The sequence below is a fragment of the Paraburkholderia sp. BR10923 genome (genome assembly GCF_040948765.1).
GTDB lineage: Bacteria > Pseudomonadota > Gammaproteobacteria > Burkholderiales > Burkholderiaceae > Paraburkholderia > Paraburkholderia youngii.
This window is the reverse complement of sequence record NZ_JBFPKO010000014.1, coordinates 115,284-129,305: the sequence shown is the minus strand read 5'-3', so window position 1 is coordinate 129,305 and position 14,022 is coordinate 115,284. Positions and strand designations below refer to the sequence as shown.

Genomic DNA, 14,022 nt, shown 5'->3' with positions numbered 1-14,022 from the left:
CGCGTTCAAAGAATAAGATTCGAAATGGCTATGAAAATCAAAAAAGAGGCTGGTGGTGTCCCCACTTACGGCCGTGGCATCGCTCTCCTTCGCACAGCAAACGCCGCCGCCAGCGGACAACACAGCAGCTGCACGGCATTGATACGTTCGCGCGCAAATGGCTCGACCACTACACGGGGCAATGCGGGACTCGACACGATCACGATCAATTGTTTGGGCGCTGCTAATGAAAATAGTGGCGAAATTAACTTAAAAATTTCTTCGGCGTTCAAATAATCAATGCAGTTTATGCGTATGTCGTGCCGTTGCCGGTTACATAGCGTCTTCCCTTTCTTTCGTAGTCCACGCCCAGAAGCCGCCCTTTGTTTTTTGGGGAGGTGCATGCGAGAGCGCATGATTTTATCGATGGACGGTTTTGCGGGTTGTACCTCCATGCACAATCAACAATGAGTAAACCACAAATGAGTAGACCACGTTTCAGCCACGTGTCAGGGTACACGGCGTACATGCGCATGATTCACGACGATATCGTGAAGCGCGCTGCGCCAGGCTCGAGCATTCTCGACCTACCTGCGGGAAACGGCCTGTTTGGGGAGCACCTGCGCGTTCTCGGATACGACGTCACCTGTGCAGACCTGAACGAGGCGTACCCCGAGTTCGTGAAGGTCAACATGGAGGAACCTCTTCCCTTCCCGAGTGAAACATTTGATGTCACGGTATGCATGGAAGGCATCGAGCACGTGCTTCGGCAGCGGCAACTGCTTTCCGAGCTGGTACGTGTGACAAAAGCCGGCGGCCTGATCTATATCAGCACCCCAAATGTTTCGTGCCTGTGGTCCCGCATCGTTCTGTTGATGTGCGGGTACTTCTATCAATTCAAGCCCTCGGCGCAATTGATCGGCGATGAAAGATCGACCTTCGACAAGGGCCATATATCACCCATCGACGTTTACACCCTTGGCTATGTGATGGCAGCGCGCGGAGCGGGGCTAGTCTTTGCTACCGCGGACCGGGTCAAGAAGGCGGTCGTCGTGTGTCCGCTGGCGGTCGTTCTTTATCCGTTCGCGCGCTGGAGCGCCGCACACATCCACCGGCGACTGCACTCGCGATTCTTCGAGCGCAAAGAGGCGCATCCGGCGTACTTCAACCTCAGGGTCTTCACCGGTCGATCCCTCATCGCCGCGTTTCGCAAAACGAGCCACGACCTGCGAGGACCGGCTATCCGGACGGACGCAGCGCCATTGCGTTGCGGCAGCATAGACGAGCCAATCTTGCGCACCTCCCAATGACCCTGCGCACAAATTCCCTGCTGTTCTTCGCATCCGTAGTGGCCTTTGACGCGGCGGCGCAGACGCCTATCTCCGCCGAACAGGCGGCCGCGGGCCGTGCGAACGCCGAACAGCAGCAACAAGTCCAGCAGCAGCACGACGCCGGGCAGCGAGCGGCAACTGTCGCCGCACCGGTCGTGCGGTCAACGGTACCTGTGAACGAAGCTTGGCCTGAACTGCCAGCCGAAACGCCCTGTTTCCGCATCGATAAGTTCGCGCTCGGCGTGCCGTCCACCCTGCCGGAATCAGTCCGCTCGCAAGGCGCATCCGCGCTACCGCAGGACCGCTTCGCGTTCGCGCGCGAATGGCTCGATCACTACCAGCGCCAATGCGTCGGCCAGAAAGGGCTCGACGTGCTCACAAAGGGCCTGCAGGCAGAGATCCTGAGCCGCGGCTACATCACCACGCGCGTGATGCTGCCAACGCAGGATCTTTCAACGGGCACGCTAAGACTCGCCCTCGTCCCCGGCGTCGTCCGTCAGCTTAAGTTCGCCGACGAGTCCACACGCGGCACCTGGAAGACAGCCTTCCCCGCGCGCGACGGCGACGTGCTCCAGCTTCGTGATCTCGAACAGGGACTCGAGCAGATGAAGCGCGTGCCCAATCAGGACACGACCATGCAGATCGTCCCCGGCGACGCGCCCGCAGAAAGCGACGTGGCAATTACTGTCAAGCGTTCAAAGCCATGGTCGCTCGCCCTGTCGGCCGGCAACTCAGGCACGAACGAATCGGGCCGATATATCGGCAATGTGAGGCTTGGACTATATAACCTGCTCGGCCTGAACGACATTCTCTCGGCCGGTTACAACCAGGACTTGCAGTTCGGCAATCACGACCTCGGTACACACGGCTGGAACGCTTCGTATTCGGTGCCGTGGGGCTACTGGACCGGCACGCTGTATGGCTACACGAACACCTACTACCAGCAGATCGCGGCGGTCAACGGCACGTTCGTGGCAAGCGGCAATGCGCAGACGGCCGGTCTAAAGCTCGAACGCGTCTTTCACCGCAGCCAGAACGATGTGTCGGGAGTCGAATTCCAGCTGATCAAGCGCTTCGGGGCTAGCTTTATCGAGGGCACCGAAATTCCGCAGCAGCAGCGCGACAACACCTTCATCGAGGTGGGGTTCACTAACCGGCATTACTTCGGCGCGGCGCAGTTCGATGGAACACTGGCCTACCGCCAAGGTACCGGCGGGTTCGGCGCACAGTCCGACACGCCGGGCGGCCCAACCTACCGCTTCCACATGGCGACGCTCGACGCCAATCTCTCAGTGCCGTTCCAGGCGGCAGGCCAGTCGCTGCGCTACGTGGGAACCGTACACGGGCAATTCACCAATGACGAGTTGAACTACATCGACGACCTGACGATCGGCAGCCGCTACACGGTGCGCGGTTTCAGTGGCCAGACGATGCTCGCGGCGGAAAAGGGCTTTTACTGGCGTAATGAACTTCAGTATCCGCTTGGGCAGACGGGACAAGTGCTGTATGGGGGTCTCGACTACGGCCACCTATGGGGACCGTCGGCAGCGAACCTCGCGGGCACGCAACTCGCGGGGGCGGCCATCGGCGTGAAAGGCTCCGTACCGTCGCGTTTCGGCGCATACAGCTATGACGTGTTCGCGGGCACGCCGATCTACAAGCCGGCCGGATTCGATGCCGCACGCGTCGCATTGGGCTTCCAGGTAACCGCGCAATTCTGAAATTTTCCCCGCCGACGCTATCGGGGTTTCTGTCGTTTCAACAAAGAGGAAAAACAACATGAAGTCATCAAAAACATATGCGCTTGGAACCGTGGCTGTTGCCGTCGTCGTGGCGCTGGGCGGCTGTGCAACGGAGTCGTCGCGCTCACTGCCGGTACCGCCCGTCGCCAGCGCCCAGAAACCGGCCGTGGGCCAACCCATCGGCATTTCAGTGGGCAAGTTCGACAACCGCTCGAGCTATATGCGCGGGATCTTCTCGGACGGCGTTGACCGTCTCGGTGGTCAGGCCAAAACCATTCTAATCACGTCTCTCCAGCAGAGCGCCCGCTTCAATGTGCTCGATCGCGACAACCTCGACGAAATCCGCCAGGAAGCGAGCTTCCTCAAAAAGGCCCAGTCGATCAAGGGTGCGCGCTTCGTCGTCACGGGGGACGTCACGGAATTCGGTCGTAAGGAGGTTGGCGACCGGCAGCTATTTGGCATCCTCGGCCGCGGCAAGAGTCAGGTGGCCTATGCAAAGGTCAGCCTGAACGTCGTCGATACGACGACATCCGAAGTCGTGGCGTCGAGCCAGGGCGCGGGTGAGTTCGGCCTTTCGAACCGTGAAGTCATCGGCTTCGGCGGCACCGCCAGCTACGACTCCACACTGAACGGCAAGGTGCTCGATCTGGCGATCCAGGAGGCCGTCAATCACCTCGTCGAGCAGGTCGATGCAGGCACGCTCAGGGCCGCACAGTAAATGCGTGCTGGTCTATTGCGTTCGATCCACGTCCAACCGCACCAGCAATCAACATGATGACGCGATTCACGATGAAACATAACCGCATGATGCGGAGAATCTATTTGCCAGTAGTAATGGCAGCCGTACTCCTCTCGGGATGCGCGGCCAACAGCCCCCCGCCGCTTTACCAGTGGACCGGCTACCAGCCGGCCGTGTACGACTATCTCAAGGGTGAAAAGGCACCGCAGGAGCAGATCGAGGCGCTCGAAAAGTCCCTCCAGGATATCCGGGGCAACGGGCACACGCCGCCGCCCGGATTTCATGCGCAACTGGGCATGCTGTACGCGAGTGTCGGCAACGACACCCAGGCCATGCAGGGATTCGAGTCCGAGAAGCAGCTGTTTCCGGAATCCTCGACCTACATGGACTTCCTGATGAAGAAACCGAAACAGCCCTGAGCGAGTCACCATGTCCAAGATCCTTTCCCTCAAACTCTGGTTTGCTCTGTCGACTGTCGCACTGCTGGCCGCGTGCGCGCAACCAGCTAAGCACGCCGACTACACGGACTTCAGGAACAGTCGGCCACGCTCGATCCTCGTGCTGCCGCCGATCAACGAAACGACTGATGTTCAGGCGACCAACAGCATGCTCTCGCAGATGACGATGCCGCTTGGCGAATCCGGCTACTACGTGGTACCGGTGGCGGTGATGGACGAAACATTCAGGCAGAACGGCCTGACGATCGCGACGGAGATCGAAGCGACCTCGCCCGCGAAGCTGCGCGAAATCTTCGGTGCCGACGCGGCCCTGTATTCGAAGATCACGCAGTACGGCACCGTATATCACGTACTCGACAGTGCGACAGTCGTCACGGCATCCGCCAAACTAGTCGATCTCAAGACCGGTGACGTGCTATGGCAGGGTAGTGCGAGCGCCAACAGCAACGAGGGCGACAACTATGTCGGCGGTGGTCTGATCGGCATGCTGGCGACGGCAGCGATCAAGCAGATTGCGAATTCGCTGACGGACAGGGGACACGATATCGCCGGCGTGACGAGCTATCGGCTTCTGCATGCCGGGCCGCCGAACGGACTGTTGTACGGGCCACGGTCACCCAAATACGGCACCGATTGAACGCTCCCAGGTCAGCAAAAAACGGCTTGCGCTTTCGATCGCTTCAATGCAAATGCGCCCGCGAAGCCACTTCGCGGGCGCATAGCGGCGAGTGCCGTGAACGACAGAAAGCCAACACTCAATGCTGTACCGGGCGATACGGCGTCCACACCGGCGTATCGGTATCCCAGTTATCGAGTTCCGATGGTGTCATGATGTGCTCCTTGATGAAGAGGCGCGCGCTTCTAGTGCGGCAGGCGCGCCGGTTTCCGAATCAACCTCTGCCAACTCGTTACTGGCCCTTCGCGACGCGGGTCACTTCGCCGTTGGTCCCTTCCTGCAACGCGATGCGCGCGGCCTGCGTCTGGCCGATCAGGCCTTTGTTCGGATACGACGTGCGATTCAACGAGGGCAGCGAGCCGTCGCGATACGCGGCGACCAGTTCGGCCTTGACCTCGGCGCGCGTTTTCGTGCTCGCGCTCGGCGCCGGTTGCGTGTCATAGGTTCCTGCACGGCCGATACCGCCGCCTTCCGCAAATGCCGGAACGCTGACGAGCAGCGACAGGGCGAGGCCTGCCAACAGATTACGTTTCATGATTCACTCCTGTCGATTCATTGGCAGCGTGATTGCGCTGCGACAGGGTGAAATGTAGACGTTGACGTGTTGCGGATAAATCGCGGTTTTGCGAAATGAATTGTCGCGATTCAGGAACAATCGCGAGCGAGCCTTGCAGAAGCAGTGCAATTGCACGCTTGCCGCGGCATTGGCGCCGCGGCTGGAATTCACTGTTTCAATTAACGTACTTCAGGCGACCCATTCGGACATCACCGGCGTGTCGAGCGCCGGCGCAGACTCGCGCTGCTCGAACGTGCGCTTCGTGCAGGTGGCGTCGAGACTGCCGCGTCCGCTGAGCAATGGGCACCGATCGAACAGCTCTGCAATCCAGTCTACGAAAACGCGGACTTTCGGCGACAGATGACGACTGTGCGGATAGACTGCCGAAATCGGCATCGGCAAAGGTTTCAGTTCCGGCAGTACTTCGACGAGCTGGCCCGAGCGGAGATGTGGCAGCACCATGAAGAGCGCCGGCTGAATCAGGCCGAAGCCTTCGAGTCCGCAGGTCACGTAAGCATCGGCGTCGTTGACCGACACGATGCTCTTCATCTTCACCTCCACCTCGTCGCCGTTCACCAGGAACGCCCAATCGAGCGTGCGTCCCGTGCGGCTCGAGAAGTAATTGACGGCTTTGTGATTTTCGAGATCTTCGAGCGAAGTGGGAATCCCCGCGCGCTTGATGTAGTCGGGTGCCGCGCACGTCACGCCCTCGAACAGACCGATGCGGCGTGCGACCAGTGACGAATCCTGCAGCGCGCCGACGCGTACCACGCAATCGACGCCTTCCTGCAGCAGATCGACGGGCCGGTCGGTCAGGCCCAGTTGCAGATCGATGTCCGGATAGCGCGTGTGGAATTCGCACAACGCTGGAATCACGAGCAGACGGCCAATCGAGCCCGGCATGTCGATGCGCAGCTTGCCGTGCGGCTTCTTGTTGCCGCTCTGGAAACTCGCCTCGGTCTCTTCGACGTCAGCGAGGATGCGCACGCAGCGCTCGTAGTACGCGGCGCCATCGGGCGTCAGCGACAGACGGCGGGTGGTCCGGTGCATCAGCCGCGTGCCGAGAAACGCTTCGAGGTTCTGAATAATCGTAGTAACCGATGCGCGCGGCAGGTCGAGCGTCTCCGCTGCGCGGGTAAAGCTGTTGGTGTCGACGACACGTGTGAACACTTGCATGGCCTGAAGCCGGTCCATTGCAAACCTCCAGTAGGGGCAGGTGCGCAGGCGGGAATGGAGTCCGCAAAAACAATCGCAACCGGATTGTTCAAAGGCACCGAATTGTGTTGCCGGATTATAGGCATTTATTTGCGAGTCTGCTGAACCCACAATTCGCACCATTGAAGTTCTATGCGCATTTTGCGCGGCTCGACATGGATGCATTCAAATCGCCGTACCCGTCCGTTTCCATCGGCGTTTCCGCCGAAGACACTGACGCTGAGGCCAATGACGCAACACTTGAAGTCACCGACGTGGGTATCGATGGGTACGCTCAGCCCATTACGTTACGCCTGTATCGGCTGACGAAAAAAACCGCATTGCCAGTATTGCTTTATTTTCACGGCGGCGGCTTTACGAAGGGTTCGATCGATTGCGCGGACTTCGCCGCGCGGTATTTCGCAGAACACTTACCGGCGCTCGTGGTGTCGGTGGGCTATTCGCTCGCGCCGCGGTTTCCGTTTCCAGCCGCGCCGGAAGATGCGCATCGCGCGGCGCTGTGGGTGCAGACGCGGGCGCGAGCGTTTGGTGGCAATAGCAGAAAGATCGGTGTGGCGGGCCATGACGCGGGCGGCCAACTCGCCAATTGTCTCGCGTTCATCGCGCGCGATCGTGGCGACGTGCAGATCAGCGCGCAGGCGCTGTTCGGTCCGATGCTCGACCCGAGCCTGACGCGGCTTGGCGACGAGAAGCGGCTCGGTTCGGACATCACCGCGCGCGAGTGCGCCGCGTGTTATCGCGCGTATTTGCCGCAAGCGTCGCAGCGCATGCATCCGTATGCGGCGCCGCTCGAATCGTCGCGGCTCGCCGGCTTGCCGGCCACGCTGATCGCCACCGCGCAGAACGACGTGCTGCACGTCGAGGCAGAAAAGTATGCAAGCAATCTGATCGACGCGGGCGTGCAGACCCAAGTGGTGCGCTTTCCGAGCGTGTCGCACGCGGCGCTCGCCGATCATCCGCCCGCTTTGCAGGAAGCGGTGCGCTTTTTCCAGTGGCGCTTCGATGCGCGCGCTCATCGATAAACAGAAATTCAATCAACGATACCGGGAGCTACACATGACTATCCTTCCTCTTTCCCGCCGCCGCGTGGCGCTTGCCGCGCTAGTGGTCGTCGTTCTTGCCGGGCTCGGCACGTTCGGCGCGATCCGCGTGGATGCAAGCTCGCCGGCCGCGCCGACCATCGTGCCGGAAGTCGACGTGGCGACCGTCGTGCAGAAGACGATCACCGACTGGCAATCCTATTCGGGCCGTCTCGAAGCCGTCCAGAAAGTGGACGTGCGTTCGCAGGTGCCAGGGACGATCGTGTCGGTCAATTTCAAGGACGGCGCGCTGGTCAAGCAGGGCGACACGCTGTTCGTTATCGATCCGCGTCCGTACGCGGCCGAAGTCGATCGCGCGGAAGCCCAGCTCGCGGCTGCGCAGGCGCGTACCGGTTACACGCAGAGCGACTGGGAACGCGCGCAACGGCTGATCGTCGACAACGCGATCGCCAAGCGCGACTACGACGAGAAGCAGAACGCCGCGCGCGAGGCGAGCGCGAACCTGAAGGCCGCGCAAGCCGCGCTCGAAACGGCGCGCATCAATCTCGGCTACACGAAGATCGTCGCGCCGGTATCGGGCCGCGTGTCGCGCGCGGAGATCACGGTCGGCAACGTCGTGTCGGCCGGCGCCAGCTCGGCGCCGCTGACCACGCTTGTGTCGGTGTCGCCGATCTACGCATCGTTCGACGCGGACGAACAGACCTATCTGCAATACCTGAGCCGCGCGAAGGACGGCGGCAAGGTGCCGGTGGAACTCGGTCTCGCCGATGAATCCGGCTATTCGCGCAGCGGCACGATCGAGTCGGTCGACAACCGGCTCGACACGTCGTCGGGCACGATCCGCGTGCGCGCGAAGTTCGACAACGCGGACGGGGCGCTGATTCCGGGCCTCTACGCGCGCGTCAAGGTGGGCGGTAGCGCCCCGCATCCGGCGCTACTGATCGACGATGCCGCGGTCGGCACCGACCAGGACAAGAAGTTCGTGCTGGTCGTCGATCAGGGCAACCACGTGATTTATCGCGAGATCACGACGGGTTCGATGCAGGGCAATCTGCGCGTCGTCAAGGACGGTTTGAAGGCGGGCGACCGCATCGTCGTCAACGGCGTTCAGCGTGTGCGCCCCGGCGACGCGGTGCGCGCGCACATGGTGCCGATGACGACCGACGATGACCCGAACAGCGCCGCGCTCGCACAGTCGCACGGCAAGGCGGCGGACACCGGCGCGAAAGGCAATTCGTGAGCCGCGTGTTCCAACCCGCATGTTCCAAAGTTAAGAGCTTCCAATGAACATATCCAAATTCTTCATCGATCGCCCGATCTTTGCAGGCGTGCTATCGGTATTGATCCTGCTTGGGGGCATCATCTCGCTGTTCAAGCTGCCCATCTCCGAGTACCCGGAAGTCGTGCCGCCTTCGGTGGTGGTGCACGCGCAGTATCCGGGCGCGAATCCGAAGGTGATTGCCGAGGCGGTCGCAGCTCCGCTCGAAGAACAGATCAATGGCGTCGAGAACATGCTGTACATGCAGTCGCAGGCGAATAGCGACGGCAATCTGACGCTGACGGTCACCTTCAAGCTCGGCACCGATCCCGACCTCGCGACGCAGCTCGTGCAGAACCGCGTCAATCAGGCGCTGCCGCGTCTGCCTGAAGACGTGCAGCGACTCGGCGTGACGACGATCAAGAGTTCGCCGACGCTGACGATGGTCGTGCACCTGATCTCGCCGAACGATCGCTACGACATGACGTATCTGCGCAATTACGCGCTGCTGAACGTGAAGGATCGGCTCGCGCGGATTCAAGGTGTCGGCGAAGTGCAGCTGTGGGGCTCGGGCGACTACGCGATGCGGATCTGGCTCGATCCGCAGAAGGTCGCGCAGCGCGGTCTCACCGCGACTGAAGTCGTCAACGCGATTCGCGAGCAGAACATCCAGGTGGCGGCCGGTGTGATCGGTGCATCGCCGTCGGTGCCCGGCACGCAGTTGCAGTTGTCGGTGAATGCGCGCGGCCGATTGAAGACCGAGAGCGAATTCGGCGACATCATCGTGAAGACCGCGCCCGATGGCGGCGTGACCTATCTGCGCGATATCGCGCGGATCGAACTCGCGGCGTCGGAATACGGCCTGCGTTCGCTGCTCGACAACAAGCCCGCGGTGGCGCTCGCGATCAATCAGGCGCCGGGCGCGAACTCGCTCGCGATTTCGGAGCAGGTGCGTGCGGCGATGAAGGAACTCGCCGTAGACATGCCGGCCGGCGTCGAATACCGGATCGTCTACGACCCGACGCAGTTCGTGCGTTCGAGCATCGAGGCGGTGATCCACACGCTGCTCGAAGCAATTGCACTGGTCGTGATCGTCGTGATCGTGTTCCTGCAGACGTGGCGCGCGTCGATCATTCCGTTGATCGCGGTGCCGGTGTCGATCGTCGGTACGTTCTCGCTGCTGCTGGCATTCGGCTTTTCGATCAATGCGTTGTCCTTGTTCGGCATGGTGCTCGCGATCGGTATCGTCGTCGACGATGCGATCGTCGTGGTGGAGAACGTCGAGCGCAACATCGAAAGCGGGCTCAGTGCGCGCGATGCGACCTACAAGGCGATGCGCGAAGTGAGCGGGCCGATCATCGCGATTGCGCTGACGCTCGTCGCCGTGTTCGTGCCGCTCGCGTTCATGACGGGACTCACGGGCCAGTTCTACAAGCAATTCGCGATGACCATCGCGATCTCGACGGTGATCTCGGCGTTCAATTCGCTGACGCTGTCGCCGGCGTTGTCCGCGCTGCTGTTGCGCAGTCACGGCGAGAAGGAGGACTGGCTGACGCGTGTGATGAACCGTGTCCTCGGCGGCTTCTTCAAGCAGTTCAACAAGGTCTTTCATCGTGGGTCGGAAGCCTATGGCCGCGGCGTGACCGGCGTGCTGCGTCGCAAGGGCGCGATGCTCGCGGTGTACGCGATCCTCGTCGGTGCAACCGTATTGATGGCGCGGATCGTGCCGGGCGGCTTCGTGCCCGCGCAGGACAAGGAGTATCTGATCGCGTTCGCGCAGTTGCCGAACGGTGCGTCGCTCGATCGCACGGAGAAGGTGATCCGCGATATGAGTTCGATCGCACTGAAGCAACAGGGCGTCGAAAGCGCGGTGGCGTTCCCGGGTCTGTCGGTGAATGGCTTCACGAATAGTTCGAGCGCGGGCATCGTGTTCGTCACGCTGAAGCCGTTCAAGGAGCGCGGCGACAAGAAGCTGTCGGCGGGCGCGATTGCCGGTGCATTGAACCAGCAGTACGGCGCGATCAAGGACTCGTTCGTCGCGGTGTTCCCGCCGCCGCCGGTGCTCGGGCTCGGCACGCTCGGCGGCTTCAAGTTGCAGCTCGAGGATCACGGCGCGGTCGGCTACGCCGAACTGAACAAGGCAGCCGAAGCCTTCGTGAAGCGCGCGGCGCAAACGCGCGAGCTCGGGCCGACCTTCTCCAGCTATCAGATCAACGTGCCGCAACTGAATGTCGATCTCGATCGCGTGAAGGCGAAGCAGCTCGGCGTGCCGGTCACGGACGTGTTCGACACGATGCAGATTTACCTGGGCTCGCTGTACGTGAACGATTTCAACCGCTTCGGCCGCGTGTATCAGGTGCGTGTGCAGGCGGATGCGCCGTTCCGTCAACGCGCCGACGACATTCTGCAACTGAAGACGCGCAACGCGGCGGGCGAGATGGTGCCGTTGTCGTCGCTCGTCACGGTGACGCCGACCTATGGGCCGGAGATGGTGGTGCGCTACAACGGCTACACGGCGGCCGACATCAACGGCGGCCCGGCGCCCGGCTTCTCGTCGGGACAGGCGCAGGCCGCGGCCGAACGCGTGGCCGCCGAAGTGCTGCCGCGCGGGGTGAAGCTCGAGTGGACCGACCTCACGTATCAGCAGATCCTCGCCGGCAACGCGGGCCTGTGGGTGTTCCCGATCAGCGTGCTGCTCGTGTTCCTCGTGCTCGCAGCGTTGTACGAAAGCCTGACGCTGCCGCTCGCGGTGATCCTGATCGTGCCGATGAGCGTGCTGTCGGCGCTGACCGGCGTATGGCTCACCGGTGGCGACAACAACATCTTCACGCAGATCGGTTTGATGGTGCTGGTGGGCTTGTCGGCGAAGAACGCGATTCTGATCGTCGAGTTCGCGCGTGAGCTCGAACACGATGGACGCAGTCCGCTGCAGGCGGCAATCGAAGCGAGCCGTCTGCGTCTGCGGCCGATTCTGATGACGTCGATCGCCTTCATCATGGGCGTGGTGCCGCTGGTGCTGTCGAGCGGCGCGGGCTCGGAAATGCGTCACGCGATGGGCGTCGCGGTGTTCTTCGGCATGCTGGGCGTCACGCTGTTCGGCCTGATGCTGACGCCGGTGTTCTATGTGGTGTTGCGTTCGCTCGCGGGCGGGACGATACACGTCGCGCAGAAGGATGCGCCGCGCTATGGCGCGCCCGTTACGGACGCCTGAGGAGAAAACAACAATGAAACGCTTTGAATCTCGCTTTGTATCCTTGCGCGGATGGGGCCGCGCCGCCGCGAGCGGTTTGCTGATTGCGCTGCTGGCCGCTTGCTCGGTGGAGCCGACGTACAAGCGTCCCGATGTCGATACGCCGGCGGCGTTCAAGGAAGCGCCCGCGGTGAAGACGTCGGCTGCGGCGGCGTCGGGCGCTGCGGCTGGTTCGGCCGGGGCGACACAAAACAACGGCACGTGGAAGCCGGCTGAGCCCGCCGACAACGCGCTGCGCGGCGAATGGTGGAAGGTGTTCGGCGACCCGCAACTCGACGCGCTCGAAGAGCAGGCCGCCGCCGCGAACCAGGACCTGAAGGCCGCGGCCGCGCGCGTGCAGCAGGCACGCGCGGTCACGCAGGCCGCGAAGTCCGACTGGTTCCCGAAGCTCGACGCGGGCTTCGGCCCGACGCGCGAACGCGCGTCGGCGGCATCGCAATTCCAGCCGGACAGCGCGGGCGGCACGACCGGCACGATCTGGCGCGCGCAGGTCGGCGCGTCGTATGAAGCGGATCTGTTCGGGCGCGTCAGCTCGAACGTGAACGCGGCGCGCTCGGACGAGCAGCAGAGCGAAGCGCTGTTCCGTTCAGTGCAGCTGTCGTTGCAGGCCGACGTCGCGCAGAACTACTTCCAGTTGCGCGAGCTCGACACGGACCAGGATCTGTACCGTCGCACCGTCGCGTTGCGCGAGGACACGCTGAAGCTCGTACAGCGGCGCTTCAAGGAAGGCGATATCAGCGAGCTGGATCTGTCGCGTTCGCGTAACGAGCTCGCCAGCGCGCGTGCCGATGCGGTCGGCGTCGCGCGGCAGCGGGCGGCCTCCGAGCATAGCCTCGCGATTCTGCTCGGCAAGCCGCCCGCGGATTTCACGTTCGCGGAACAGCCGCTCTCGCTGGTGACGGTGCGCGTGCCGGCCGGTTTGCCGTCGGCGCTGCTCGAACGCAGGCCTGACATCGCGGCAGCCGAGCGCGCGATGCAGGCAGCGAATGCGCGCGTCGGGCTCGCGAAGTCGGCGTTCTTCCCGAAGCTCGATATCACCGGTGCGTTCGGCTTTGAATCGGCGACACTCGGCGATCTGTTCATGTGGTCGAGCCGCGCGTTCATCCTCGGTCCGGCCGTGGGTACCGCGCTGACGATGCCGATCTTCGACGGCGGCCGTCGCAAGGCCAATCTGGCGCAGGCGCGTTCGAAGTACGACGAGGACGTCGCGCAATATCGCCAGCAGGTACTCGTGGCGTTCCGTGAAGTCGAAGACAATCTCGCCGATCTGCGTTTGCTCGACGATCAGATGCGCGAGCAGAACGACGCGGTCGATGCGTCGCAGCGCGCCGCGCATCTGTCGCGCACGCAGTACACGGAGGGCGCGGTCAGCTATCTCGACGTGATCGATGGCGAGCGGCAGGTGCTGCAGTCGCAATTGCAGGCGAGCCATCTGGCGGGCACGCAGGCTGTTGCAACTGTTAATCTCATTCGCGCGCTCGGCGGCGGTTGGGGCGATCTGACGGCGGGGGGTACGGCGGTGGGGGCGGTGCCGGTGCCGATTGGTGCTTCCGGTTCCGCGGCTGAAGCTGCAGACGTTTCGGCGCAACAGCAAGTGGCGAAGCGCTGACTACCTAACCCTGTAGCAAGCGCTTCATCAGCCTCATCAACCACGCCGGGCCGCGCAAGCGCCGCCCGGCGTTTTTCATGCAAATCGTTTTTCGCGCTTTCCTTGTGCAAATCGCTTCGTAGACCACGTGCGCGCGGCTCCCTATCATCGTCCGATCCAGCCAATGACG

Annotated in this window: 12 protein-coding genes; 10 read left to right on the top strand and 2 right to left on the bottom strand. The window is 62.3% G+C overall.

Translation table 11 applies throughout. The annotated features are described in order from the left end of the window. Positions 1 to 30: 30 nt before the first annotated feature. From AB3X94_RS24675 to AB3X94_RS24650, 6 genes are all read left to right on the top strand, one after another. Positions 31 to 276 carry a hypothetical protein gene (locus AB3X94_RS24675; protein WP_368612995.1) on the top strand — a complete coding sequence of 82 codons (246 nt, stop codon included), beginning with the start codon at positions 31 to 33 and terminating at the stop codon, positions 274 to 276. Positions 277 to 512: 236 nt separating this feature from the next. Further along, the gene (locus tag AB3X94_RS24670) at positions 513 to 1,289 is read left to right on the top strand and encodes a bifunctional 2-polyprenyl-6-hydroxyphenol methylase/3-demethylubiquinol 3-O-methyltransferase UbiG (protein WP_176106561.1); all 777 of its coding nucleotides are present in this window, start codon (positions 513 to 515) and stop codon (positions 1,287 to 1,289) included. Then, positions 1,286 to 3,031: a ShlB/FhaC/HecB family hemolysin secretion/activation protein gene (locus AB3X94_RS24665; protein ID WP_368612994.1), complete on the top strand. Its 1,746-nt coding sequence runs from the start codon at positions 1,286 to 1,288 to the stop codon at positions 3,029 to 3,031. The genes AB3X94_RS24670 and AB3X94_RS24665 overlap by 4 nt, the downstream gene beginning before the upstream one ends. A 58-nt stretch (positions 3,032 to 3,089) precedes the next feature. Then, positions 3,090 to 3,770, top strand: a complete 681-nt coding sequence (locus AB3X94_RS24660; protein WP_368612993.1) for a CsgG/HfaB family protein — start codon at positions 3,090 to 3,092, stop codon at positions 3,768 to 3,770. Positions 3,771 to 3,856: 86 nt separating this feature from the next. Next, positions 3,857 to 4,210 (top strand): DUF4810 domain-containing protein, encoded by a 354-nt coding sequence (locus tag AB3X94_RS24655; protein WP_368613031.1) that lies wholly within the window; start codon positions 3,857 to 3,859, stop codon positions 4,208 to 4,210. 10 nt (positions 4,211 to 4,220) lie between these two features. Further along, positions 4,221 to 4,886, top strand: a complete 666-nt coding sequence (locus tag AB3X94_RS24650) for a DUF799 domain-containing protein (RefSeq protein ID WP_368612992.1) — start codon at positions 4,221 to 4,223, stop codon at positions 4,884 to 4,886. A 271-nt stretch (positions 4,887 to 5,157) separates the two neighbouring features. Here AB3X94_RS24650 and AB3X94_RS24645 read toward each other — a convergent pair whose 3' ends face one another. Together AB3X94_RS24645 and AB3X94_RS24640 are read right to left on the bottom strand one after the other, a co-directional pair. Beyond that, positions 5,158 to 5,460: a DUF4148 domain-containing protein gene (locus AB3X94_RS24645; protein WP_368612991.1), complete on the bottom strand. Its 303-nt coding sequence runs from the start codon at positions 5,458 to 5,460 to the stop codon at positions 5,158 to 5,160. Between the two features lie 210 nt (positions 5,461 to 5,670). Next, a complete protein-coding gene (locus AB3X94_RS24640; protein WP_176106556.1) occupies positions 5,671 to 6,675 on the bottom strand; it encodes a LysR family transcriptional regulator in 1,005 nt (334 codons plus the stop codon). Between the two features lie 176 nt (positions 6,676 to 6,851). Here AB3X94_RS24640 and AB3X94_RS24635 point away from each other — a divergent pair, with 176 nt between their 5' ends. From AB3X94_RS24635 to AB3X94_RS24620, 4 genes are read left to right on the top strand one after another with little or no spacing between them, the layout of a single operon-like run. Continuing rightward, a complete protein-coding gene (locus tag AB3X94_RS24635; protein WP_368612990.1) occupies positions 6,852 to 7,718 on the top strand; it encodes an alpha/beta hydrolase in 867 nt (288 codons plus the stop codon). A gap of 34 nt (positions 7,719 to 7,752) precedes the next feature. Next, positions 7,753 to 8,976, top strand: coding sequence for an efflux RND transporter periplasmic adaptor subunit (locus AB3X94_RS24630; protein ID WP_176106554.1), 1,224 nt, complete (start codon positions 7,753 to 7,755; stop codon positions 8,974 to 8,976). Positions 8,977 to 9,019: 43 nt separating this feature from the next. Further along, positions 9,020 to 12,205, top strand: coding sequence for an efflux RND transporter permease subunit (locus tag AB3X94_RS24625; protein WP_368612989.1), 3,186 nt, complete (start codon positions 9,020 to 9,022; stop codon positions 12,203 to 12,205). Between the two features lie 13 nt (positions 12,206 to 12,218). Beyond that, positions 12,219 to 13,853 (top strand): efflux transporter outer membrane subunit, encoded by a 1,635-nt coding sequence (locus tag AB3X94_RS24620; RefSeq protein WP_368612988.1) that lies wholly within the window; start codon positions 12,219 to 12,221, stop codon positions 13,851 to 13,853. Positions 13,854 to 14,022: the final 169 nt, after the last annotated feature.

Coding starts and splice junctions, on each gene's coding strand:
- AB3X94_RS24675 (WP_368612995.1), top strand. CDS start 31: ATGAAAATCAAAAAAGAGGCTGGTGGTGTCCCCACTTACGGCCGTGGC.
- AB3X94_RS24670 (WP_176106561.1), top strand. CDS start 513: ATGATTCACGACGATATCGTGAAGCGCGCTGCGCCAGGCTCGAGCATT.
- AB3X94_RS24665 (WP_368612994.1), top strand. CDS start 1,286: ATGACCCTGCGCACAAATTCCCTGCTGTTCTTCGCATCCGTAGTGGCC.
- AB3X94_RS24660 (WP_368612993.1), top strand. CDS start 3,090: ATGAAGTCATCAAAAACATATGCGCTTGGAACCGTGGCTGTTGCCGTC.
- AB3X94_RS24655 (WP_368613031.1), top strand. CDS start 3,857: ATGATGCGGAGAATCTATTTGCCAGTAGTAATGGCAGCCGTACTCCTC.
- AB3X94_RS24650 (WP_368612992.1), top strand. CDS start 4,221: ATGTCCAAGATCCTTTCCCTCAAACTCTGGTTTGCTCTGTCGACTGTC.
- AB3X94_RS24645 (WP_368612991.1), bottom strand. CDS start 5,460: ATGAAACGTAATCTGTTGGCAGGCCTCGCCCTGTCGCTGCTCGTCAGC.
- AB3X94_RS24640 (WP_176106556.1), bottom strand. CDS start 6,675: ATGGACCGGCTTCAGGCCATGCAAGTGTTCACACGTGTCGTCGACACC.
- AB3X94_RS24635 (WP_368612990.1), top strand. CDS start 6,852: ATGGATGCATTCAAATCGCCGTACCCGTCCGTTTCCATCGGCGTTTCC.
- AB3X94_RS24630 (WP_176106554.1), top strand. CDS start 7,753: ATGACTATCCTTCCTCTTTCCCGCCGCCGCGTGGCGCTTGCCGCGCTA.
- AB3X94_RS24625 (WP_368612989.1), top strand. CDS start 9,020: ATGAACATATCCAAATTCTTCATCGATCGCCCGATCTTTGCAGGCGTG.
- AB3X94_RS24620 (WP_368612988.1), top strand. CDS start 12,219: ATGAAACGCTTTGAATCTCGCTTTGTATCCTTGCGCGGATGGGGCCGC.